Source organism: Marinococcus salis (assembly GCF_054971365.1).
The window spans coordinates 19,127-39,447 of record NZ_JBQOJB010000022.1 but is presented as its reverse complement, the minus strand read 5'-3'; the positions used below and the strand labels follow the sequence as shown (position 1 = coordinate 39,447).

Below are 20,321 nucleotides of genomic sequence, written 5' to 3'. Positions count from 1 at the left end.
GACGGGTCACTCGCGGCGCAGACGGCGCAGCAGTACGTGGAAGAACTGAAAAACGCGGTCGAAGCGTAGGCGCTCCCGCTGAAACAATGAAGCACAGGCGCAGAAAATCATTTCTGCGCCGTTTTTTGGTGTAGAAAACGTAAGATACTTTCTTTTGTAAATTGTCTGAACCATCGAAGGATAGTATACTGGAAAAAGGTATATGTGAGGTGGTACACATGCAGCGGGTAACAAATTGTTTTTTACAGCAGGATGATCAACTGCTTATGCTCAAAAAACCAAGTTTCGATTGGTGGAACGCCCCCGGCGGAAAAATGGAGCCGGGGGAATCAGTATATGATTCAGTACAGCGGGAATTTCGTGAAGAAACAGGGCTTACGATTGAACGGCCGCATCTGAGGGGCATTTTTACGTTTATCACAATAGAGAATGGCCTTGAAGCAAATGAATGGATGATGTTTACATTTGAAGCTTTTGGTGCATCCGGCCAGCTGCTTAATGAATCTCCAGAAGGCGTACTCGAATGGAAGCAAAAACGGGAAGTATCTTCTCTTCCGATGGCTGAAGGAGATAAGGCGATTGTAGAGCATATTTTGAATAATAAAGGGACGGTGTATGGTACGTTCCGCTATACAAAAGACCGCCGGCTTCTGGAGAGCCGGCTCGAGCACTCCACGCCATACTACATGTAAAAGAGGGATGCAGACGATGGAACAAGAGCGGAAATCGATTCAGGTGGAAATCATTACCGGGATGTCAGGGGCCGGAAAGACGGTCGCCATCCAGTGCTTTGAAGATCTGGGCTATTACTGTGTAGACAATCTGCCTCCTTCCCTAATCCCGACGTTTATCGATTTAATTGAAACAACAGAAAATAAGACGGATAAAGTAGCCTTCGTGGTGGATCTCAGAACGAGGGAGTTTTTTGACCACCTGTTTGCTTCGATCGATCAGCTTGATCAGCGCAAGGAGCTGTCGACACATATTTTGTTTTTGGATGCTGGAGACCAGGTGCTTGTCAGCCGTTATAAGGAAACGCGGCGCTCGCACCCACTTGCAAGTGAGGAGACACCGCTTGAAGGCATTCAGCTTGAGCGGGAGATGCTGCAGGAATTAAAGGGACGTGCGCGCCATATTATTGATACGAGCAGCCTGAAACCGAGAGAGCTGCGGGAGCGTATATTAACAGATTATGCTGAGAAAAATCAGTCGGTCTTTAATGTGAATGTTATGTCCTTCGGGTTTAAGTATGGAATGCCGATCGATGCAGATCTCGTTTTTGATGTTCGCTTTCTGCCCAACCCTCATTATGTGGAGCACCTGGAGCCAAAAACCGGTCTCGAGGAAGAAGTGTCTTCGTACGTGTTAAAATGGACAGATACAAAAGAATTTATAAATAAACTGGTGGATATGCTTGAATTTATGCTTCCGTTGTACAAACAGGAAGGCAAGTCGCAGCTTGTCGTCGCGATTGGATGCACAGGAGGCAAGCACCGCTCCGTGACGCTTGCTGAATACATTGCGTCTTACTTTTCAGAGAAATATGAGACGAATGCCAATCACCGGGACATTGAGGAAGGAAGGAAAAAATAGACGTGATGGACCCGAAGGTTGTAGTGATGGGCGGTGGCACAGGCATAGGTGTTCTGCTCCGGGGGCTGAAACAGTTCCCGGCAGATATTACGGCGATTGTGACCGTCGCAGACGACGGAGGAAGCTCGGGGCGCTTACGGAAAGAGTTTAATATTCCGCCCCCCGGGGACGTAAGAAACGTATTAGTGGCGCTCGCAGAAGTCGAACCATTAATTGAAGAATTGTTCCAGCACCGCTTTGCAAGCGGAGAAGGGCTGACCGGCCATTCCCTTGGGAATCTTCTGGTAGCCGGAATGACTTCCATTACCGGAGACTTTGCCAAAGGAATTACTGAACTAAGTACCGTGTTAAACGTTCGAGGGAAGGTTCTTCCAGCCTCTAACCGAAGCATTGAGCTGTTTGCAAAAATGAAGGACGGCTCTACGGTCTACGGGGAGTCGCTTATTCCAAAAGCCGGCAAGCAGATTGAGCAGGTGTTCATCCACCCGCCGGATGCTGAAGCTCTTCCGGAAACCGTGCGTGCCATTGAACAGGCGGACGTTATTGTCATCGGTCCCGGAAGTTTGTTTACAAGCATTCTGCCGAACTTGATCGTCCCCGGTATCCGGGACGCCATCAACCGTTCGAAGGCCCGGAAGGTATATATTTGCAATGCTATGACACAGCCGGGAGAAACGGACGGATTTTCAGCGTCCGATCATCTGCACGCCCTCGAAAAGCACACAGGGGGCACACTTGTGGATACGATCCTTGTGCATGATGAAGAAATTCCGGCGCCGGTGCTTGAGAACTATGAAAAACAGCAGGCGTTTCCTGTGAGGTGTGATTATGAAAGATTAGAACAGTTTGGGTGCCAGGTAGTAACAGATACGTTTATGCACTATGACGGCCTCGTTCTCCGTCATGATGCCAAAAAGGTATCTGAAGCCCTGCTCGCCCGTGATTGACAGAAAGGCGGTGAAGATGGATGTCTTCATTTGCGGCTATAACAAAGAAAGAATTAACCCAGATCGAGGTAGACGATACGAGCGCTAAAGCAGAACTGGCTGCGTTAATTAGAATGAACGGTTCGATTTCTTTTGGCAACGGCCAGCTGATTTTAGATGTTTCGACTGAAAACGCAGCAATCGCGAGGCGGATCTATTCTTTAATCAAGCGTATTTATAAGGATATGGTCATTGAACTGCTTGTCCGGAAAAAAATGCGTTTAAAAAAGAATAATGTTTATGTGGTGCGGATGGCAGAAGAAACCAAAGAAATGCTGACGGATCTTGCCATCATGGAAAATGGCTATCAGTTTAACCGATCAATTTCTAATGACGTGATTCCGAATACGGACAGCCGGCGGGCGTATCTGCGCGGAGCCTTTTTAGCCGGGGGATCGGTTAACCATCCGGAAACGTCTTCGTATCACCTCGAAATTTACTCAATGTATGAAGAGCACAACCGGGCTCTCCGGACTCTGATGGAAACATTCGGACTTACATCGAAAAGCCTTGAACGGAAAAAGGGCTATATTCTTTATATTAAGGAAAGCGAAAAAATTACCGAGTTTTTAAATATTATTGGTGCTCACCAGGCCCTGTTGTATTTTGAAGATGTACGGATTATGAAAGACATGAGGAATTCGGTGAACCGCCTCGTAAACTGCGAAACAGCGAATCTCAATAAAACCGTGGGGGCTGCTTTGCGGCAGGTCGAAAACATTCAGCTTGTCCAGGCGGAAGTCGGGCTCGAAAACCTTCCGGAAAAAATCCGCGAGATAGCGATTCTGCGTGTGCAGCATCAGGATGTTACGCTGAAGGAGCTCGGGGAAATGGTACCGAGTGGAAAAGTGAGTAAATCCGGGGTGAATCACCGACTGAGAAAGATCGACCAGATCGCGGAACGTATCCAGGCTGGTAAGCCGCCAATTCCCGAAAAAATTTAATTAGTAAAAACCGGCGCCTGTAGGAAGAGAGGGGGGCCTCTACTGCCACAGGCGCCGGTTTACAGCCGTTGTTAAAGCGCTTGCTTAAAAAGTTACCGAATTGACTTACGTTATTGGTGCAAAAAAAGCGGGTACCGGATGAAGACAGATGGAGAAAGGGAGATAATAACTATGGTCGAAAAAACAGTAGAAGTAAATTTGCGCACAGGGCTTCAAGCCCGGCCGGCAGCATTATTCGTTCAGGAGGCGAACCGGTTTCATTCCAACATTTTTCTGGAAAAAGATGAAAAAAAGGTGAATGCTAAAAGCATTATGGGCGTTATGAGCCTCGCAGTACGTACAGGGGCCTCGGTTAAGCTTTCGGCTGAAGGTGCAGACGAAGAGGAAGCGGCCGAATCATTAACGGAGTTTATGAAAAAAGAAATGTGAATAATAAAAATCAGGACAGCGCTATGCCGTCCTGATTTTTTGTCTCTTACTGCCCCATAACCTGGTCCACGAGACCATATTCTTTTGCCTGCTCCGCACTCATAAAGTTATCACGATCGGTATCGCGCTCGATAACTTCAAGCGGCTGGCCGCTGCGGTCAGCAAGGATTTGGTTGAGCTTTTCGCGCATTTTAATAATGCGGCGGGCATGAATTTCAATATCAGCAGCCTGGCCCTGAGTGCCGCCGAGCGGCTGGTGAATCATTACTTCACTGTTTGGAAGAGCATAACGCTTGCCTTCCTGGCCGGCTGTAAGAAGAAAAGCACCCATTGATGCTGCCATGCCGACACAGATAGTGGAAACCTGCGGCTTAATGTGCTGCATTGTGTCATAAATAGCCATGCCGGCTGTGATCGAGCCGCCCGGACTATTAATGTAAAGAGAAATGTCTTTCTCCGGATCGTCGGCTTCGAGGAAAAGAAGCTGCGCTACGATCGAGTTGGCTACGTTGTCATCAATGCCCGAGCCAAGCATAATAATGCGGTCTTTCAACAAACGCGAATAAATATCATATGCGCGTTCGCCCCGGTTGGTTTGTTCAATAACTGTTGGTATCAAGTTCATGAAAAGAGTCCTCCTTTAATGAAATGTATGCCTACATTCATGGTAGTTGTATGGAAAATATTTTTCCTTCCGCGTTGCTGTTATTATCATAACTCTTTGGTCAATTAAGGTCAAATAAAAAGTATGCTCCTATTTCATATATTCATACGTTACCTCTCATTCCCTTCATTTTCACAAACATAAACGTGCCGTGTAAATGTTTCTGCTTCAGGATATGCCTTAAGTTATATGAAAAATGATCTGACAAACAAATAGAATGCCCAGATCTATTTTCATATAATACCAATAACTGAACAAGGAAAGATATCGAATTAAGGAAGAAAAATATGTTATGATATAAGAAAGCGTTTCCAAACGGAGGTGGAAATAATGGGTTTAGGGCTTGAATTGCAGCAGAAGCAAGAGATGAGTTTAGTGATGACGCAGGAATTAAAGCAGGCAATTGCCCTGTTGAAGCTGTCGACCCAGGAATTATCTGACTATCTGCAGGAAGAGGCGATGGAAAACCCTCTAATGGATTTAACCATGCCTTCTATTACTGACGGTACTGCGCTGTCTGCCTCTCAAACAGCAGTCCCTGCCTATACCCCGGCATCCGGAAATGAACAGCTGGACTGGCGTGAGCCGGCAGGGGAAACTCTCGAAGATACGCTGAGGGAACAGATTGCCTGCGGCCGTTACAAAGGCAGGGAACGGGATATACTTCTGTTTTTAGCCGGAAGTGTCGATGAGCGTGGATACTTAGAAGACATCAAATGGGAAATGGAGAAGAAGTTTCAGCTTGAAAGCGAAGAAAGCGAGCAGTATATTTCGACGTTCCAACAGCTTGAACCAGCAGGAGTCGGGGCAAGAAATTTAAAAGAATGCCTCCTTCTGCAGCTTGAACGCTGTCTGGATACGGATCCCTATATTGATCAGGTAGTCGCCGATGACCTCGAGGCGCTAGGAGCAAAGAAATGGCGCTATCTTCAGCAGAAATATCACCTCAGCAAAGAGCAGCTCCAGGAGATTTACACTTGCCTTCAAAAGCTTTCGCCGTATCCTGGGGATGCGTATAGGCAGGAGACATCTATTTCTGTGTCCCCGGATATCCGTGTAGAAGAGGCTGAAGGAAAGTGGGTCGTCACTATTTTAAATGACCGGCTTCCGGAACTGCAGATGAATGAAAAATACTGGCGTCTCTTGCAGCAGGATACCGATGAAGAAGCCAGGCAGTATGCAATGGAAAAATATAAGCAGTTTTTATGGATTGTAAAAAGTGTCGAACAGCGGCAGCAGACGCTGCAGAAAGTATCAGAAGCGATCGTCGGAGCCCAGAGTGAATACTTAAAGTACGGCGAAGAAAAACTTCGTCCTCTTACGCTCCGGGAAATAGCTGAGCAGGCGGAGGTGCATGAATCCACGGTTTCACGGACGACGAGCCGCAAATACATGCAGACACCTCACGGCCTGGTGGAGCTGAAGCATTTCTTCTCCTCAAAAATTGCGCGCCTGGAAGAAGACGCTTCAAGCAATGGAGTGAAGGCCATGATGAAAAAACTGATTAAAGAAGAAAATAAAGAAAAGCCTCTTTCGGACCAAAAGCTTGCAGATCTGCTGCAGCAGGAACAGAAGTGTACGATTTCAAGGCGGGCGGTTGCGAAATACAGAACAGAACTCCGCATTCCTTCTTCCTCCCAGCGCAAGCAGCCAGTATAGCCAGTATCCTCCTTGCGAAAAAGGAGGATTTTTTATGCATAAAATTATCAGCATTCGGGTAATAGTCTAATGTAACAACTTGAAAATCACGGTGAACATTTGCGTTGATTTTCCAGATGCAGATTGCTACAATGAAATTGTGAACAAAACGTTCATTTTTTTATAAAATGAGCGGGACAGAAAATGTCTCTCCGGGACCTTATTAGTCCCGGAGGGGGAAGTGAAGATCAATGATGAGGAGTGGCTTGAAATAAGCTGCTGCCACAGGTTCGGTGGTGTAGCAATATGTTACGTGACGTATTGGAGATGCAGCGGAAACTGCAGCCTGATGTGCTCGAAACGTTAGGGAAGAGGTACCGCATTTTGCAATACATCCGCCTGATGCAGCCGATTGGAAGAAGAACCCTTGCCACTCAGCTATCCATTTCAGAGCGGGTTCTGCGCAGTGAAACAGATTTTTTGAAGCAGCAGGGGCTTATTCTGATGCAAAGCGCAGGGATGCTTTTAACTGAAGAAGGCACCAAGCTGCTCGAAGGACTCGAACAGACAGTCAAATATACTTTTGGCCTCGAGGAATTGGAGCAGAGGCTGGCGGGTTATTTATCCGTGCCTAAGGTTATCGTGGTGGCGGGGGATAGCGACGAGCTGCCGGTGGTGAAAAAGGAACTCGGACGGGCTGTGGTACAGCAGATGAAAAACCGTGTGCGTTCCGGGGACGTCATTGCGGTAGCCGGCGGTACGACGCTTGCTTCAGCTGCTGAAATGATGGTCCCTGACCCGAGATGGCAAAACACTATTTTTGTACCGGCCCGCGGCGGCCTAGGGGAAAAAGTGGAAATTCAGGCCAACACTATCAGCTCCGCCATGGCGATGAAGGCCCAGGCCTCGTACCGGCTGCTTCATGTTCCCGACCAGCTGAGCGAGGACACGAGACGTTCGCTCATGCAGGAACCCGGAGTGCAGGAAGTGCTCGATCTGCTGAGCACGGCATCGATTGTGGTTCACGGTATTGGAGAAGCAAAAACGATGGCCGGCCGGCGGACGACGAGTGCTTCCCTGCGCAGCAGGCTGGAGGAAGAGTCGGCGGTGGCCGAGTCATTTGGCTACTACGTTAACCAGGATGGACAAGTGGTGCACCGGGAAAATACGGTGGGCCTGCAGTGGGACGAGCTCCGGCGGGACCAGACAGTAATCACCGTAGCCGGGGGATCGAGCAAGGCAAAGGCAATTGACGCTTATATGCGCTACCGCCCAAGCAGCATACTGATTACCGATGAGGGCGCAGCGAAAGCCATTTTAGAACAAAACGATGCGCCGGAGGCAACTGAGTAACAGGCAGAATACCTGCCGCATTATGCTGCAGTAGCTTTCACAATTATTTATATTCCAAGGAGGAAAAATCATTATGGCAACAAAAATTGGTATTAACGGTTTTGGACGTATTGGACGTAACGTTTACCGGGCAGCTTTAAACAACCCGGACGTGGAAGTAGTAGCAGTAAACGACCTGACTGACACTGATACACTTGCGCACCTTTTAAAATATGACACCGTCCACGGAACGCTTGACGCAGAAATCGAAGCAAGCGGTGACAACCTTACAATTAACGGCCACAAGCTGACCGTTTTCTCTGAAAAAGATCCAGCGAAAATCGACTGGAAAGGCGTAGAAGCCGAAATCGTTGTTGAATCTACAGGCATCTTTACGCAGCGTGATCAGGCTGCCAAACACCTTGAAGGCGGAGCGAAAAACGTTATCATTTCCGCACCGGCTAAAGGCGTGGACGCCACATTTGTTGTCGGCGTTAACGAAGGCGAATTCAAGCCGGATGAGCATAAAGTCGTTTCTAACGCATCCTGCACAACCAACTGCCTGGCTCCAGTAGCTAAAGTACTGGATGAAAAATTCGGCATCAAACGCGGCCTGATGAATACAGTTCACTCCTACACGAGTGACCAGCAGATCCAGGACGGCCCGCACAAAGATCTTCGCCGTGCGCGCGCTGGCGCTGAAAACATCATTCCGACAACTACAGGCGCCGCTCAGGCAGTAGCACTCGTGCTTCCACAGCTTGACGGTAAGCTTACTGGCGGTGCGATGCGTGTTCCTACTCCAAACGTTTCCCTTGTGGACTTCGTAGCAGAACTCGACAAGGACGTAACAGTAGACGAGTTGAACAACGCATTGAAAGAAGCTTCTGAATCTGACGAACTGAAAGGCATTCTTGGTTACAGTGAAGAGCCGCTCGTATCGAAGGACTACAACGGAAGCGCTTATTCTTCCACGGTAGACGCTCTTTCAACACTCGTTATGCAGGACAACATGGTCAAAGTAATCGCTTGGTACGACAACGAATTCGGTTATTCCAGCCGTGTTGTGGACCTCGCAGCAAGCTTTGGCAAAAAACTGTAAACCATTTATTAAGTGCTTGGGAAAGGGAGGAGAATATTATTTCTTCCTCCCTTTTTTAAGTCTGTACAGCTCTATTTTCCGGCCTGCCGGACATCAGATGCTCTCACGAAGCATTAAAAATAGACGTTCCAGTTTTTTCTGCGGCGGGTAAAGAACGGGAGTGCAGATTTTTGTTATGATAGATGAGGAAGAAAAATTAAGGGAGGTTTGGCAATGGCGTTAAATAAGAAAACCATCCGCGATTTAGATTTGAAAGGCAAAACGGTATTTTGCCGCGTTGATTTCAACGTGCCAATGAAAGATGAAAGCATTACGGATGACGCACGGATTCGTGCAGCTGTACCAACAATTCAATACTTATCCGAACAGGGAGCGCGTGTCATTCTTGGAAGCCACCTTGGACGCCCGAAAGGGGAAGCGGTGGACGAGCTTCGTCTCGGACCGGCAGCAGCCCGTCTTGGCGAAATTATGAATGTCGATGTGAAGAAGGTCGACGAAGTATACGGCGAAGAGGCTAAGCAGACAGCGGCATCCCTGGAGAACGGAGAAATCATGCTTCTTGAAAACCTGCGCTTTGAAGCAGGGGAAGAGGAAAATGATGAAACTCTGGCAAAGAACATAGCGTCCCTTGCAGACATTTACGTAAATGATGCCTTCGGTGCGGCTCACCGGGCTCACGCATCTACAGAAGGAGTGGCGCGCCACCTTCCGTCCGCAGCCGGCCTGCTGATGGAAAAAGAACTCGATGTGCTTGGCCAGGCGCTTGAGGACCCGGACCGTCCATTTACAGCAATCGTTGGGGGAGCAAAAGTAAAAGACAAAATCGGCGTTATCGATAACCTCCTCGATATCGTGGATAACCTCATTATCGGCGGTGGACTCGCCTACACGTTCGTTAAAGCGAGAGGCTATGAGATCGGCAAGTCCATGCTTGAAGAAGATAAGCTTGATATGGCCAGAAAATTCATGCAGAAAGCTGAAGATAAGGGCGTAAACTTTTACATGCCAAAGGACGTTATTGTTTCCGACGATTTCAGCGACGATGCAAACACACAGGCAGTGAGTATTGACAGCATCCCATCCGATTGGGAAGCCTTGGACATCGGGCCCGAAACGAGAAAGGAATATGCCAACGTCATCAAGGATTCGAAGCTTGTGATCTGGAACGGGCCGGTTGGCGTGTTTGAATTCACTACGTTTGAAAAGGGCACGCGTTCTATCGCTGAGGCAATGGCTGAAGCTTCCGGCACGTACACGGTTATCGGCGGCGGAGACTCGGCGGCAGCGGTAGAAAAATTCGGGCTGGCAGATAAAATGAGCCATATGTCCACCGGCGGCGGTGCTTCGCTTGAATTCATCGAAGGCAAAGTTCTGCCAGGTGTAGCAGCACTGGATGATAAATAGGCAGGCAGCACGTATATTTACTATAATCTTAGCGGGGTGAAACAATGAGAAAACCAATCATAGCAGGCAACTGGAAGATGAATAAACTTCACGGTGAAGCAGTGGATTTTATCGAGCAGGTAGCAGGCAAAGTACCGAACGCAGAAGAGGTGGAAACGGTAGTATGCGCACCGGCTCTGTTTTTGAAGGACATGAATGAGGCAGCAGCATCGAGCGACGTGAAAATCGGCGCCCAGAATATGCACCAGGAAGACAGCGGTGCGTTCACGGGCGAAATCAGTCCGGCAGCGCTCGCAGACTTAGGCATTCCTTACGTCATCATCGGCCACTCCGAACGCCGCGAAATGTTTAACGAAACCGACGAAACCGTCAATCAAAAAGTAAAAGCAGCCCTGAACCACGGGTTAACACCGATCATGTGCTGCGGGGAGTCCCTTGAGCAGAAGGAGAACGGCTCTACAGAAGCAGTCGTGCGCGAACAGATCGAAAAAGGCTTTGCCGGACTGAGTGCGGAGGACGCTGCGAAAGTGGTTGTCGCTTACGAGCCAATCTGGGCTATCGGCACAGGCAAATCATCGACTGCCGAGGACGCGGATGAAACGTGCGGTTCGGTAAGAAAAGCACTTGCCGGGCAGTACGATCAAGATACAGCTGACAAAGTACGCATTCAATACGGCGGCAGTGTAAAACCGGAAAATATTGAAACGTACATGGCGAAAGAGCACATCGACGGTGCCCTTGTCGGCGGTGCGAGCCTGAAGCCGGATGCGTTCCTGGAGCTTGCTGAGGCGGGAAAACAATGAGCAATCAGCCAGTAGCACTGATTATCCTGGACGGCTACGCCTGCCGGGAGGAAACCAAAGGGAACGCGGTAGCTAAGGCAAGCACGCCAAACTTTGACCGCTATTGGAAGCAATACCCACATGAAACGCTGACAGCTTTCGGCGAAGCCGTCGGCCTGCCTGAAGGACAGATGGGCAACTCAGAAGTCGGCCATATGAATATCGGGGCCGGCCGGGTCGTTTATCAAAGCCTTTCTTTAATTAATAAGGGCATTAAAGAAGGAACGTTCAAAAACAATCAGGCATTTCAACATGCCGTGGACCATGTGAAAGAAAACGACAGCGCCCTTCATTTATTCGGCCTGCTTTCTGATGGCGGGGTCCACAGCCATATAGACCATTTAAAAGCACTGCTCGACATGGCGAATGAAAAAGAAATCGAGCGTGTATACGTTCATGCCTTTTTGGATGGCCGTGATGTGGGGCAGCGTTCCGCTAAACAGTATGTATCCGAAGTGGAAGACTATATGAAAGAAATCGGTACCGGCGATATTGCGACGGTTCAGGGCCGGTACTATGCAATGGATCGTGACAACCGCTGGGAACGTGTGGATAAATCGTACCGGGCTATTACGTACGGGGAAGGACCTTCCTACGAAACAGCTGAAGAAGCTGTGGACGCTTCATACGAAGAAGAGGTTTGGGATGAATTTGTGCTGCCATCGGTTATTACAAAAGAAGGAGAAGCAGTCGGCCGTCTGCAGGACAATGACGCAGTGATCTTCTTCAACTTCCGTCCGGACCGTGCCATTCAACTGTCACAGGTATTTACGCAGGATGGTTTTAACGGTTTGGAACGCGGAGACAAATTCCCATCCAATCTGAAATTTGTCAGTATGACGCAGTACAGTGATTCAGTAAATGCAGAAATTGCCTACCCTCCGCAGGACCTGGTCAATACAATGGGTGAAATCGTTTCAGATGCTGGACTGCACCAGCTTCGTATTGCAGAAACGGAAAAGTATCCGCATGTCACCTTTTTCTTCAGCGGTGGACGCGAGGAAGAGTTTAAGGGCGAAACGCGGGTGCTGATCGATTCGCCTAAGGTAGCCACGTACGACCTGCAGCCTGAAATGAGCATATATGAAGTGACTGAGGCGCTTGAAAGCGAAATTCAGTCTGAAAAACATGATTTTATCGTGCTGAACTTTGCCAATCCGGACATGGTCGGCCATTCTGGTGACCTTGAGGCCACGGTTAAAGCAATTGAAGCAGTGGATGAATGCCTCGGACGGGTCGTGGACCTGCTGCACGATAAGGGCGGACGTGCCATTATTACAGCAGACCACGGAAACTCTGATGAAGTAACAACGCCGGATGATAAACCGATGACAGCCCATACGACCAATCCGGTGCCAGTCATCGTCACTGGCGATGAGAATGCAAAGCTCCGCAAAGGCGGCGTGCTCGCTGACCTTTGTCCAACAGCCGTAGAGCTGCTGCAGATAGAAAAACCAAAAGAAATGACGGGGCAGTCCCTCATTCAATAATCAATCATAGGAGTGAATCATTTATGAGTTTAATTGCAGATATTTACGCACGCGAAGTACTCGATTCCCGTGGGAATCCAACGGTAGAAGTAGAAGTATTTACAGAGACTGGCGCTTTTGGACGCGCCCTCGTGCCAAGCGGCGCTTCCACCGGTGAATATGAAGCAGTAGAGCTTCGTGACGGCGGCGACCGCTTTATGGGTAAAGGCGTCACCAAAGCAGTCGACAATGTGAATGAAACGATCGCCGAAGAAATCATCGGCTTTGATGTAACAGACCAGACAGGCATCGACCAGGCAATGATCGAACTTGACGGAACAGACAACAAAGGCAGCTTCGGTGCCAATGCCATTCTGGGTGTTTCGATGGCGGTAGCCCGTGCGGCTGCAGACGAACTCGGGGTGACGCTGTACGAATACCTCGGCGGCTTTAATGCAAAAACCCTTCCGGTTCCAATGATGAATATCCTGAACGGCGGCGAGCACGCAGACAACAACGTTGACTTCCAGGAGTTCATGGTTATGCCTGTCGGCGCCAGTAACTTCCTTGAAGCTGTCCGTATGGGTGCAGAAATCTTCCATAACCTGAAGAAAGTACTTGGAAGCAAAGGCTATAATACGGGTGTCGGCGACGAAGGCGGCTTCGCCCCGAACCTCGGTTCGAACGAAGAAGCACTCCAAACGATCATTGAAGCTATCGAAAAAGCAGGCTATAAACCGGGCGAAGAGATTATGCTTGCGATGGATTCTGCAGCTTCTGAAATGTACGAAGACGGAAAATACCACCTCAAAGGTGAAGGCGTGGTGAAAACAGCGGACGAAATGATCGAATTTTACCAGGATATGGTGTCGAAATATCCTATCGTCTCTATTGAAGACGGCCTGGATGAAAACGACTGGGAAGGCTTCAAAAAGCTTACAGACGCTCTTGGCGACAAAGTACAGCTTGTGGGCGACGACTTGTTTGTGACCAACACCAACAAGCTGAAAGAAGGTATTGAAAAAGGCATTGGCAACTCCATTCTGATCAAGGTGAACCAGATCGGCACGTTGACTGAAACCTTTGATGCTATTGAAATGGCGAAGCGTGCTGGTTACACAGCCGTCATTTCCCACCGTTCCGGTGAAACAGAAGATACGACAATCGCGGACATCGCAGTAGCGACCAACGCGGGTCAAATCAAAACAGGCGCTCCGTCCCGTACGGATCGTGTGGCAAAATACAACCAGCTTCTGCGCATCAATGACGAGCTGGCGGAAACCGCTGTTTACCTGGGCAAGGATGCTTTTTATAACCTGAACAAATAATTGCTTTTCGACCGCGGCCCGGAATACGGGCTGCGGTTTTTTATAATTGAATAAACCACCTCTGCCACGCGGCATTCAGCCTGTATTGCTGCGTGTGCTTGCGCTGCACGTGCTGGTGTGTTACATTAATACAAGCGTAATTGGAACGTGGAGGTGTACGGGTGATGATAACGGCGTTGTACGTTGCATTAATAGTCGTTGCGGTCATGCTTATTGCAATTATCTTATTGCAGTCAGGCCGAAGCAGCGGTTTGGCAGGAGCAATTTCCGGCGGAGCCGAACAAATGGTTGGCAAACAGAAAGCGAGAGGCATCGAGGCCTTTCTGATTCAGTTTACAGTAGTTCTGGCTGTGTTGTTTTTTGTTCTTACCATACTCATCGCCTATTTTGTCTAACAGACAGTATAGGAAGCTATCTCAGCAGCGGACGATTCCAGCGTTCGCTGTTTTTTCTGTTGCCGGCTGATGTTTGCTTTTCCTGTATTTAGTGAATCAAAGAAGCAGGTAGAAGTTTAGCGTTTTAGTGAGAGGCTAAAGGTAAATAAAAAATAGGGGACCAGAAACATGAAGACAACCAGGAAAAACCAGACGATTGGATGTTTGTGTCTGCATGGATTTACGGGCTCCCCGTGGGAAATCGAGCCAATTGCCGAGAACCTCCGTGCTTCGACGGACTGGATGGTGGAAACGCCGGTCCTGCCCGGGCATGCATATGGCAGCTTCAGCATTCAAAACCGGGTTTCCTATATCACATGGATTCACGCAGCCGACCGCGCGGCTAAAAGGCTCGCGGCTGCCTGCAGCACCCTGTATGTGATCGGATTCTCGATGGGCGGCCTGCTTGCCTGCTATGTTGCGGCCCGCTATAGAGTGGAGCGGCTTGTGCTGATTGGCACGCCGATGGAGTATATTAATCCCGTCCAGTTTTTAAAGGACACGCTGCTCGTAGCGATTGGCCGGGCGAGAGGATCGCTGCACCCGTGGTACGGCGTAGCTGCAGAAAAATTAAGAACCCCCGGATGGGCGCTTAGAGAATTTCAGCAGGCAGCACGGGTGCTGCGGCCATTTGTTGGAAAAGTATCCTGCCCGGTGTTTATTGGCCAGGGCGAAAAGGACGGCCTGGTGCCGGTCCGGAGCGCCGCGCGTATATACAAAACAGTGCAGAGTCCAGTAAAACAGTTTGTGATTTACAAAAGCGGCAAGCATTTTCTCTTTCACGGCCCCCACCGTCATGAAACAGTAAAAGATGTACGGTTATTTTTAACAGCAAAACAAATAAATTCTGAAAACCTTATGCGAACGATAGAATAAATTGAATAGAAGAAAGATAGGAGACGATGAATCATGCGTGTAGTACCCCCTAAATCATTTACCTTTGAAGGAGGAAACCGTGCAGTTCTACTGCTGCACGGATTCACAGGATCCTCGGCGGATGTGCGGATGATGGGACGCTTTTTGGAAAAGAAAGGTTATACTGTACATGCGCCGGTATACAAAGGACACGGTGTTCCGCCGGAAGAGCTGATGGAAACGGACTACCATGACTGGTGGGAAGACGTCAAAGCGGGAATGAACGAATTAAAAGAGAGAGGCTTTGACCAGATAGCGGTCGGGGGCCTTTCTCTCGGTGGACTGATGGCTTTGCGTGTGGCGTATCATTACGATGTTCTTGGAGTTATTCCGATGAGCGCCCCAATGTCAACGTTCAACAACGCGGACAAATTATATGGAGACGTCATCAATTACGCAAAAGAATTTAAACGCCTTGAAGGCAAGGGCCAGGACCAGATTGATAAAGAGATTATGGAATTCCGCCAGCTCCCGACGGACACGCTGCATTCGGTGAACCGCCTGATCCGGGAAGTGGCAGACGGCCTGGATATGGTTCACGCCCCGGTGATGATTGCCCAGGGCGAAAAAGATGATATGATTGCAGAGGACAGCGCAAACATTATTTACGAAGAGATCTCTTCGCAGGATAAACAGATTAAGTGGTACCCGGACTCCCCGCACGTCATTACCCTCGGAAATGATCGCGATGAGTTGAACGAAGATGTCTATCAGTTTTTGAACAGATTAAATTGGTCAAAATAAAGAAAGAGCGCAGAGCTCAAAACGTTTATCACAACAAAATTGAAAGGAGATGAAAACGTTGGACCAGGAAATAAAACAGATACTGCTGAATTACCTGAAAAACGATTCTGCGGGTCCTGCAACCATTGAGGAAATCCAGGAAACGCTTCAGGCAGATTCAGCAGAAGATATTAAACGTCTTATGAAGACGCTAAACGAAATGGAGGACAGCGGCGACGTTGTCCGGACGAGAAGCAACCGCTACGGCATACCGGAGAAAATGAATCTGATGCGCGGGCGCGTGCAGAGTCATGCCAAAGGCTTTGCCTTTATTATTCCGGAGGAGAAAGAACGTGACGACGTCTTTGTGCCGGCCGGCGAAATTAACGGGGCCATGAACAAAGATACGGTGCTCGTACGTATCTCGGACTCGAGCCAGGGAAGCAAAACCGAAGGAACGATCATCCGTATCATTGAACGCGGAATTGAAAAAGTGGTCGGCACGTATCAGCTTTACGGCAATTACGGATTTGTCGCAGCAGATGACAAGCACATCCGTGATGACATTTACATTCCACAGGATGCGGAAAACGGAGCCGTGGATGGCCACAAGGTCGTCGTAGAACTGACTAAATATCCCGACGCAGCGTCGGGGGCTGAAGGGAAAGTCGTCAATATCATCGGGCATAAAAATGACCCGGGCGTGGATATTCTGTCGATCATCCATAAGCACGGCCTTCCGGGAGATTTCCCGGAGGAAGCTGTGGAACAGGCACAAAAGACCCCCGATGTAATCGATGAAAGTGAGATTAAACAGCGCCGGGATCTTCGCGATGAAACTATTGTTACGATCGACGGAGCGGACGCAAAGGATCTTGATGACGCCGTGACGGTGACGAAGTACAATAATGGCAACTACAAGCTCGGTGTTCACATTGCGGACGTCAGCTATTATGTGGATGAAGGAACACCTATTGATGTAGAAGCCGGTGAACGGGCTACGAGTGTATACTTGGTGGACCGGGTGATCCCGATGATTCCGCACCGTTTGTCAAATGGCATCTGCAGCCTGAACCCGCAGGTAGACCGGCTGACGCTCTCGTGCGAAATGGAAGTGTCACCGCAGGGTGAAGTCGTCAATCATGAAATTTTTGAAAGTGTGATCCGGACTGCTGCCCGTATGACGTATAACGATGTCCGCCTGATTCTTGAAGAGAACAACCAGGCGAAACGGGAGGAGTACAGCGAACTCGTGCCAATGTTTGAACGCATGGAAGAGCTCGCAGCAATTCTTCGTGAAAAGCGGTTTGGAAGAGGCGCCATCGATTTTGATTTCAAAGAAGCGCAGGTGCTCGTGGATGAAACGACGGCCCCAACAGACGTAGTGCTGCGCGAGCGCTCGGTTGCTGAAAAGCTGATTGAAGAATTTATGCTGGCTGCCAATGAAACGGTAGCCGAACACTTCCATTGGATGAAGGTGCCGTTTGTCTACCGGATTCACGAAGATCCGGCTGAAGACAAGCTGCAGTCATTTGTGGAGTTTGTGACGAACTTTGGCTACGCAGTGAAAGGGACCGCAAATAAGGTACACCCTCGTGCGCTCCAGGAGGTTCTCGATGCCGTGAAGGGGGAACCGGAGCAGGCAGTGATCAGTACGGTCATGCTGCGCTCAATGCAGCAGGCTAAGTATGATCCGGAAAATGCCGGCCACTTTGGCCTGGCGGCGGACTTCTATACCCATTTCACATCACCAATCCGCCGGTACCCGGACTTGATTGTGCACCGGCTGATCCGTACGTATTTAGTAAACAAACGAATGGACGACAAAACCCAGCAGAAATGGAAAAATGAGCTGCCGGAAATTACCCGTCATTCCTCCGAGATGGAGCGCCGGGCCATCGACGCCGAGCGCGAAGTTGACAGCATGAAAAAAGCCCAGTATATGAAAGACAAAATCGGGGAAGAATTCACCGGTTTTGTAAGCGGAGCCGCCAACTTCGGCCTGTTTGTGGAACTCGAAAACACCATTGAAGGCATGGTGCACATCAGCTATTTAACTGATGATTATTACCACTATGATCCGAAGCAGTATGCCCTGATTGGTGAGCGTACAGCGAATATGTACCGTATCGGCGATCAGGTGGAGGTACGCGTTCTGAACGTAAACCTTGAAGAAGCTGCGATCGACTTTGAGGTTGTCGGCATGAAGCGTCCGGCAAAAGCCCGCCGCAAAGAGTCCACGAAAGTGATTCAGGGAGATAAGGGCAAACGCCCGGGCCGAAAAGAAGGCCAGGGTGAAAAGAAAGACGGCAATAAAAAAGACGGTGGCCGTAAAAAAGGAAAATCCGGCAATAAAAAGCCGTTTTATTCGAAAGTATCAAAAAACAACAAAAAGAAATAATCCGGTTGTGGCAGCCCGGGAAGTTAGGCTATAGCCGGGCTGCCGTGGTAAACTAAAGAATGAAGGCAGGTGAACGGGGATGGCCGTAAAAACGGAAAACCGGGTGCTGGCGCAAAATCGGAAAGCCCGTCATGATTATACTATCGAAGATACCTTTGAAGCAGGTATTGAGCTGCGGGGCACAGAGATAAAGTCAATCCGTGCCGGGAGGATGAACCTAAAGGACAGCTTCGGAAAAATCGATAATAATGAGCTGTTTTTGCATAATGCCCACATCAGCCCGTATGAGCAGGGAAACCAGTTTAACCATGACCCCCTTCGTACGAGAAAGCTCTTGCTGCATCGCCGGGAAATTAATAAACTCATCGGCAAAAGCATGCAGTCCGGCTATTCCATTATCCCATTAAAGGTTTATATCAAAAACGGCAAAGCTAAGGTGCTAATCGGCCTTGCCAAGGGTAAGAAAAAATACGACAAACGCCAGGCTCTTAAAGAACAGGACGCCAAACGCGAAATGGATAAAGCCATCAACCGGAGCATGAAGGGTATGAGCGACTAGATTGACACGCCCGGGGCCTATCGTTATAATATAGTATGTCGCTCATAAACTATGAGCGCATGCTTAACTTCACATGGGGACGTTACGGCTTCGACAGGGATAGGTTGAGCTTTAGCTGCGAGCCGAGAGGCAGCTCGTAAAAATGCCACGCCAATAATAACTGGCAAAAACAACGAAAACCTCGCAGTAGCAGCGTAACAACTGCTTCATGCGGATCCCGCATTCCATCGCCCGCGTGGAATGATTTGGGGTCTCACTCTTAGTGGGCTACGCAGTTCGCCCTCCGTCTGAGGGCGGCTGAAGAGACTAATCAGACTAGCCGTACGAAAGCCTGTTGCTAGGCTGACGTACTGGCGAATGATAATATAGCGACTACGCTCGTAGATGCTAAAGTGGCAATATCTCTGGACGTGGGTTCGAATCCCACCGTCTCCACCATACATACAGGAGACATAAAGTGCTTACGGCTTACCAGCCGTAGGCACTTTTTTTGTGTTTTTTATTAGCAGCTCCGCACAGGCCGTTCTGTCTTTTTACCTTTTTTCTTAGAAAAAAAGAAGATTTTTATGGAGGCATAAAGTTTGCATTGACACAATAATTGAATAATGGTTAAAATGTTGCATAAGGGAAAATTTCGTGAAATCAATCCAGTACATGAAGGAGGCGCACGCATGGAGCCCAACGTCATCTATGCCTTTTTATTAACACTTGGAGCTGGTCTTGCTACAGGAATTGGAAGCATACTGGCTTTTTTCACCTCCACGACAAACACCCGGTTTTTAGCTTTTTCACTCGGATTCTCTGGAGGCGTGATGATTTATGTTTCCATGGTTGAAATATTTTTTAAGGCGCAGGAATCGCTCGTCGGAGCACTTGGAGAAGTTGGTGGCCAGTGGGCGACCGTAGGAGGATTTTTTGGAGGAATGATTTTCATTGCTGCCATTGACCGGCTCGTTCCACAAAAAGGCAATCCGCATGAAGTGAAGCGCGTGGAAGACATGCATACATCTAAAGAAGAGCTTGAACGCCAGGGTCTCATGAAAATGGGGACATTTACAGCGCTTGCTATTGCGATTCATAACTTTCCAGAAGGCATTGCGACATTCACCTCTGCTTTGAACGATCCTGGTCTGGGGTTTGCAATCGCGCTTGCCATTGCCATTCACAACATCCCTGAAGGGGTGGCAGTTTCGGTGCCGGTTTATTTTGCGACTGGGAGCAAACGGAAAGCGTTCCGGCTGTCTTTCCTGTCGGGATTATCAGAGCCGGCGGGGGCTATTTTAGCGTTTCTTATACTGATGCCGTTTTTAACAGACACAATGTTTGGAATCATCTTTGCCGCTGTAGCTGGAATCATGGTATTTATTTCTCTGGATGAGCTGCTTCCGGCAGCAAAAAAATATGACGAAACCCACGTGTCGATTTACGGTGTAGTAAGCGGGATGGCTGTGATGGCGCTCAGCCTGCTGCTGTTTATTTAAACAGCCTTGAAGGCAGCGCTGGCTCGCTGGCTGCCTTCGGCTTTTTTGATTGACATGCATTTTTTCTTTTTGTATAT

General features: G+C 48.9%; 19 protein-coding genes and 1 other RNA gene. 19 read left to right on the top strand and 1 reads right to left on the bottom strand.

Annotated elements, in window-relative coordinates:
- Nucleotides 1-218 precede the first annotated feature (218 nt).
- The 5 genes from ACTTK6_RS14355 to ACTTK6_RS14335 all read left to right on the top strand — a co-directional run bounded on the left by ACTTK6_RS14355 (nucleotide 219) and on the right by ACTTK6_RS14335 (nucleotide 3,952).
- Entirely contained in the window at nucleotides 219-692 is a 474-nt protein-coding gene (locus ACTTK6_RS14355) for an NUDIX hydrolase (RefSeq protein ID WP_079475494.1), read from the top strand.
- Nucleotides 693-708: 16 nt separating this feature from the next.
- Nucleotides 709-1,593, top strand: a complete 885-nt coding sequence (gene rapZ / locus ACTTK6_RS14350; protein WP_079475495.1) for an RNase adapter RapZ — start codon at nucleotides 709-711, stop codon at nucleotides 1,591-1,593.
- A gap of 5 nt (nucleotides 1,594-1,598) precedes the next feature.
- Complete coding sequence (locus ACTTK6_RS14345; RefSeq protein ID WP_462833745.1) at nucleotides 1,599-2,540, top strand: gluconeogenesis factor YvcK family protein; 942 nt, start codon at nucleotides 1,599-1,601, stop codon at nucleotides 2,538-2,540.
- Nucleotides 2,541-2,560: 20 nt separating this feature from the next.
- A complete protein-coding gene (whiA, locus tag ACTTK6_RS14340; RefSeq protein WP_079475496.1) occupies nucleotides 2,561-3,523 on the top strand; it encodes a DNA-binding protein WhiA in 963 nt (320 codons plus the stop codon).
- A 171-nt stretch (nucleotides 3,524-3,694) separates the two neighbouring features.
- A complete protein-coding gene (locus ACTTK6_RS14335; protein WP_079475497.1) occupies nucleotides 3,695-3,952 on the top strand; it encodes an HPr family phosphocarrier protein in 258 nt (85 codons plus the stop codon).
- A 46-nt stretch (nucleotides 3,953-3,998) separates the two neighbouring features.
- Here the strand turns inward: ACTTK6_RS14335 and clpP are convergent, their stop codons facing one another.
- Nucleotides 3,999-4,577 (bottom strand): ATP-dependent Clp endopeptidase proteolytic subunit ClpP, encoded by a 579-nt coding sequence (clpP, locus tag ACTTK6_RS14330; protein WP_022793882.1) that lies wholly within the window; start codon nucleotides 4,575-4,577, stop codon nucleotides 3,999-4,001.
- A gap of 369 nt (nucleotides 4,578-4,946) precedes the next feature.
- Here clpP and rpoN point away from each other — a divergent pair, with 369 nt between their 5' ends.
- The 14 genes from rpoN to zupT all read left to right on the top strand — a co-directional run bounded on the left by rpoN (nucleotide 4,947) and on the right by zupT (nucleotide 20,244).
- The gene (gene rpoN, locus ACTTK6_RS14325; protein ID WP_462833743.1) at nucleotides 4,947-6,275 is read left to right on the top strand and encodes an RNA polymerase factor sigma-54; all 1,329 of its coding nucleotides are present in this window, start codon (nucleotides 4,947-4,949) and stop codon (nucleotides 6,273-6,275) included.
- 285 nt (nucleotides 6,276-6,560) lie between these two features.
- Entirely contained in the window at nucleotides 6,561-7,607 is a 1,047-nt protein-coding gene (locus ACTTK6_RS14320; protein WP_079475499.1) for a sugar-binding transcriptional regulator, read from the top strand.
- Nucleotides 7,608-7,680: 73 nt separating this feature from the next.
- Nucleotides 7,681-8,688 carry a type I glyceraldehyde-3-phosphate dehydrogenase gene (gene gap, locus ACTTK6_RS14315; RefSeq protein WP_079475500.1) on the top strand — a complete coding sequence of 336 codons (1,008 nt, stop codon included), beginning with the start codon at nucleotides 7,681-7,683 and terminating at the stop codon, nucleotides 8,686-8,688.
- Nucleotides 8,689-8,901: 213 nt separating this feature from the next.
- Complete coding sequence (locus ACTTK6_RS14310) at nucleotides 8,902-10,092, top strand: phosphoglycerate kinase (RefSeq protein WP_079475501.1); 1,191 nt, start codon at nucleotides 8,902-8,904, stop codon at nucleotides 10,090-10,092.
- A gap of 44 nt (nucleotides 10,093-10,136) precedes the next feature.
- Nucleotides 10,137-10,895, top strand: a complete 759-nt coding sequence (gene tpiA / locus ACTTK6_RS14305) for a triose-phosphate isomerase (RefSeq protein WP_079475502.1) — start codon at nucleotides 10,137-10,139, stop codon at nucleotides 10,893-10,895.
- Entirely contained in the window at nucleotides 10,892-12,424 is a 1,533-nt protein-coding gene (gene gpmI / locus ACTTK6_RS14300) for a 2,3-bisphosphoglycerate-independent phosphoglycerate mutase (RefSeq protein WP_094909059.1), read from the top strand. Before tpiA ends, gpmI begins: the two co-directional genes overlap by 4 nt.
- Before the next feature lie 23 nt (nucleotides 12,425-12,447).
- Nucleotides 12,448-13,731 carry a phosphopyruvate hydratase gene (eno, locus tag ACTTK6_RS14295; RefSeq protein WP_079475504.1) on the top strand — a complete coding sequence of 428 codons (1,284 nt, stop codon included), beginning with the start codon at nucleotides 12,448-12,450 and terminating at the stop codon, nucleotides 13,729-13,731.
- 164 nt (nucleotides 13,732-13,895) lie between these two features.
- The gene (gene secG / locus ACTTK6_RS14290) at nucleotides 13,896-14,126 is read left to right on the top strand and encodes a preprotein translocase subunit SecG (protein ID WP_022793890.1); all 231 of its coding nucleotides are present in this window, start codon (nucleotides 13,896-13,898) and stop codon (nucleotides 14,124-14,126) included.
- Between the two features lie 168 nt (nucleotides 14,127-14,294).
- Nucleotides 14,295-15,041 (top strand): alpha/beta hydrolase, encoded by a 747-nt coding sequence (locus ACTTK6_RS14285; RefSeq protein ID WP_079475505.1) that lies wholly within the window; start codon nucleotides 14,295-14,297, stop codon nucleotides 15,039-15,041.
- A gap of 30 nt (nucleotides 15,042-15,071) precedes the next feature.
- On the top strand, nucleotides 15,072-15,824 hold the full coding sequence (locus ACTTK6_RS14280) for an alpha/beta hydrolase (protein ID WP_462833744.1): 753 nt from the start codon (nucleotides 15,072-15,074) through the stop codon (nucleotides 15,822-15,824).
- Nucleotides 15,825-15,873: 49 nt separating this feature from the next.
- The gene (rnr, locus tag ACTTK6_RS14275) at nucleotides 15,874-18,204 is read left to right on the top strand and encodes a ribonuclease R (protein WP_462833742.1); all 2,331 of its coding nucleotides are present in this window, start codon (nucleotides 15,874-15,876) and stop codon (nucleotides 18,202-18,204) included.
- Nucleotides 18,205-18,283: 79 nt separating this feature from the next.
- Nucleotides 18,284-18,763, top strand: a complete 480-nt coding sequence (smpB, locus tag ACTTK6_RS14270; protein WP_079475508.1) for an SsrA-binding protein SmpB — start codon at nucleotides 18,284-18,286, stop codon at nucleotides 18,761-18,763.
- A gap of 75 nt (nucleotides 18,764-18,838) precedes the next feature.
- Nucleotides 18,839-19,201: a transfer-messenger RNA gene (ssrA, locus tag ACTTK6_RS14265) on the top strand.
- Nucleotides 19,202-19,434: 233 nt separating this feature from the next.
- Nucleotides 19,435-20,244, top strand: a complete 810-nt coding sequence (gene zupT, locus ACTTK6_RS14260) for a zinc transporter ZupT (protein ID WP_079475509.1) — start codon at nucleotides 19,435-19,437, stop codon at nucleotides 20,242-20,244.
- Nucleotides 20,245-20,321 lie beyond the last annotated feature (77 nt).

What these genes read in the sequence shown, in the direction of transcription:
- gap (WP_079475500.1), top strand. Translation starts at nt 7,681, where the DNA reads ATGGCAACAAAAATTGGTATTAACGGTTTTGGACGTATTGGACGTAAC.
- rnr (WP_462833742.1), top strand. Translation starts at nt 15,874, where the DNA reads ATGAAAACGTTGGACCAGGAAATAAAACAGATACTGCTGAATTACCTG.
- rpoN (WP_462833743.1), top strand. Translation starts at nt 4,947, where the DNA reads ATGGGTTTAGGGCTTGAATTGCAGCAGAAGCAAGAGATGAGTTTAGTG.
- ACTTK6_RS14285 (WP_079475505.1), top strand. Translation starts at nt 14,295, where the DNA reads ATGAAGACAACCAGGAAAAACCAGACGATTGGATGTTTGTGTCTGCAT.
- tpiA (WP_079475502.1), top strand. Translation starts at nt 10,137, where the DNA reads ATGAGAAAACCAATCATAGCAGGCAACTGGAAGATGAATAAACTTCAC.
- ACTTK6_RS14320 (WP_079475499.1), top strand. Translation starts at nt 6,561, where the DNA reads ATGTTACGTGACGTATTGGAGATGCAGCGGAAACTGCAGCCTGATGTG.
- ACTTK6_RS14345 (WP_462833745.1), top strand. Translation starts at nt 1,599, where the DNA reads ATGGACCCGAAGGTTGTAGTGATGGGCGGTGGCACAGGCATAGGTGTT.
- ACTTK6_RS14335 (WP_079475497.1), top strand. Translation starts at nt 3,695, where the DNA reads ATGGTCGAAAAAACAGTAGAAGTAAATTTGCGCACAGGGCTTCAAGCC.
- rapZ (WP_079475495.1), top strand. Translation starts at nt 709, where the DNA reads ATGGAACAAGAGCGGAAATCGATTCAGGTGGAAATCATTACCGGGATG.
- ACTTK6_RS14355 (WP_079475494.1), top strand. Translation starts at nt 219, where the DNA reads ATGCAGCGGGTAACAAATTGTTTTTTACAGCAGGATGATCAACTGCTT.
- zupT (WP_079475509.1), top strand. Translation starts at nt 19,435, where the DNA reads ATGGAGCCCAACGTCATCTATGCCTTTTTATTAACACTTGGAGCTGGT.
- whiA (WP_079475496.1), top strand. Translation starts at nt 2,561, where the DNA reads ATGTCTTCATTTGCGGCTATAACAAAGAAAGAATTAACCCAGATCGAG.
- clpP (WP_022793882.1), bottom strand. Translation starts at nt 4,577, where the DNA reads ATGAACTTGATACCAACAGTTATTGAACAAACCAACCGGGGCGAACGC.
- ACTTK6_RS14310 (WP_079475501.1), top strand. Translation starts at nt 8,902, where the DNA reads ATGGCGTTAAATAAGAAAACCATCCGCGATTTAGATTTGAAAGGCAAA.
- smpB (WP_079475508.1), top strand. Translation starts at nt 18,284, where the DNA reads ATGGCCGTAAAAACGGAAAACCGGGTGCTGGCGCAAAATCGGAAAGCC.
- eno (WP_079475504.1), top strand. Translation starts at nt 12,448, where the DNA reads ATGAGTTTAATTGCAGATATTTACGCACGCGAAGTACTCGATTCCCGT.
- gpmI (WP_094909059.1), top strand. Translation starts at nt 10,892, where the DNA reads ATGAGCAATCAGCCAGTAGCACTGATTATCCTGGACGGCTACGCCTGC.
- secG (WP_022793890.1), top strand. Translation starts at nt 13,896, where the DNA reads ATGATAACGGCGTTGTACGTTGCATTAATAGTCGTTGCGGTCATGCTT.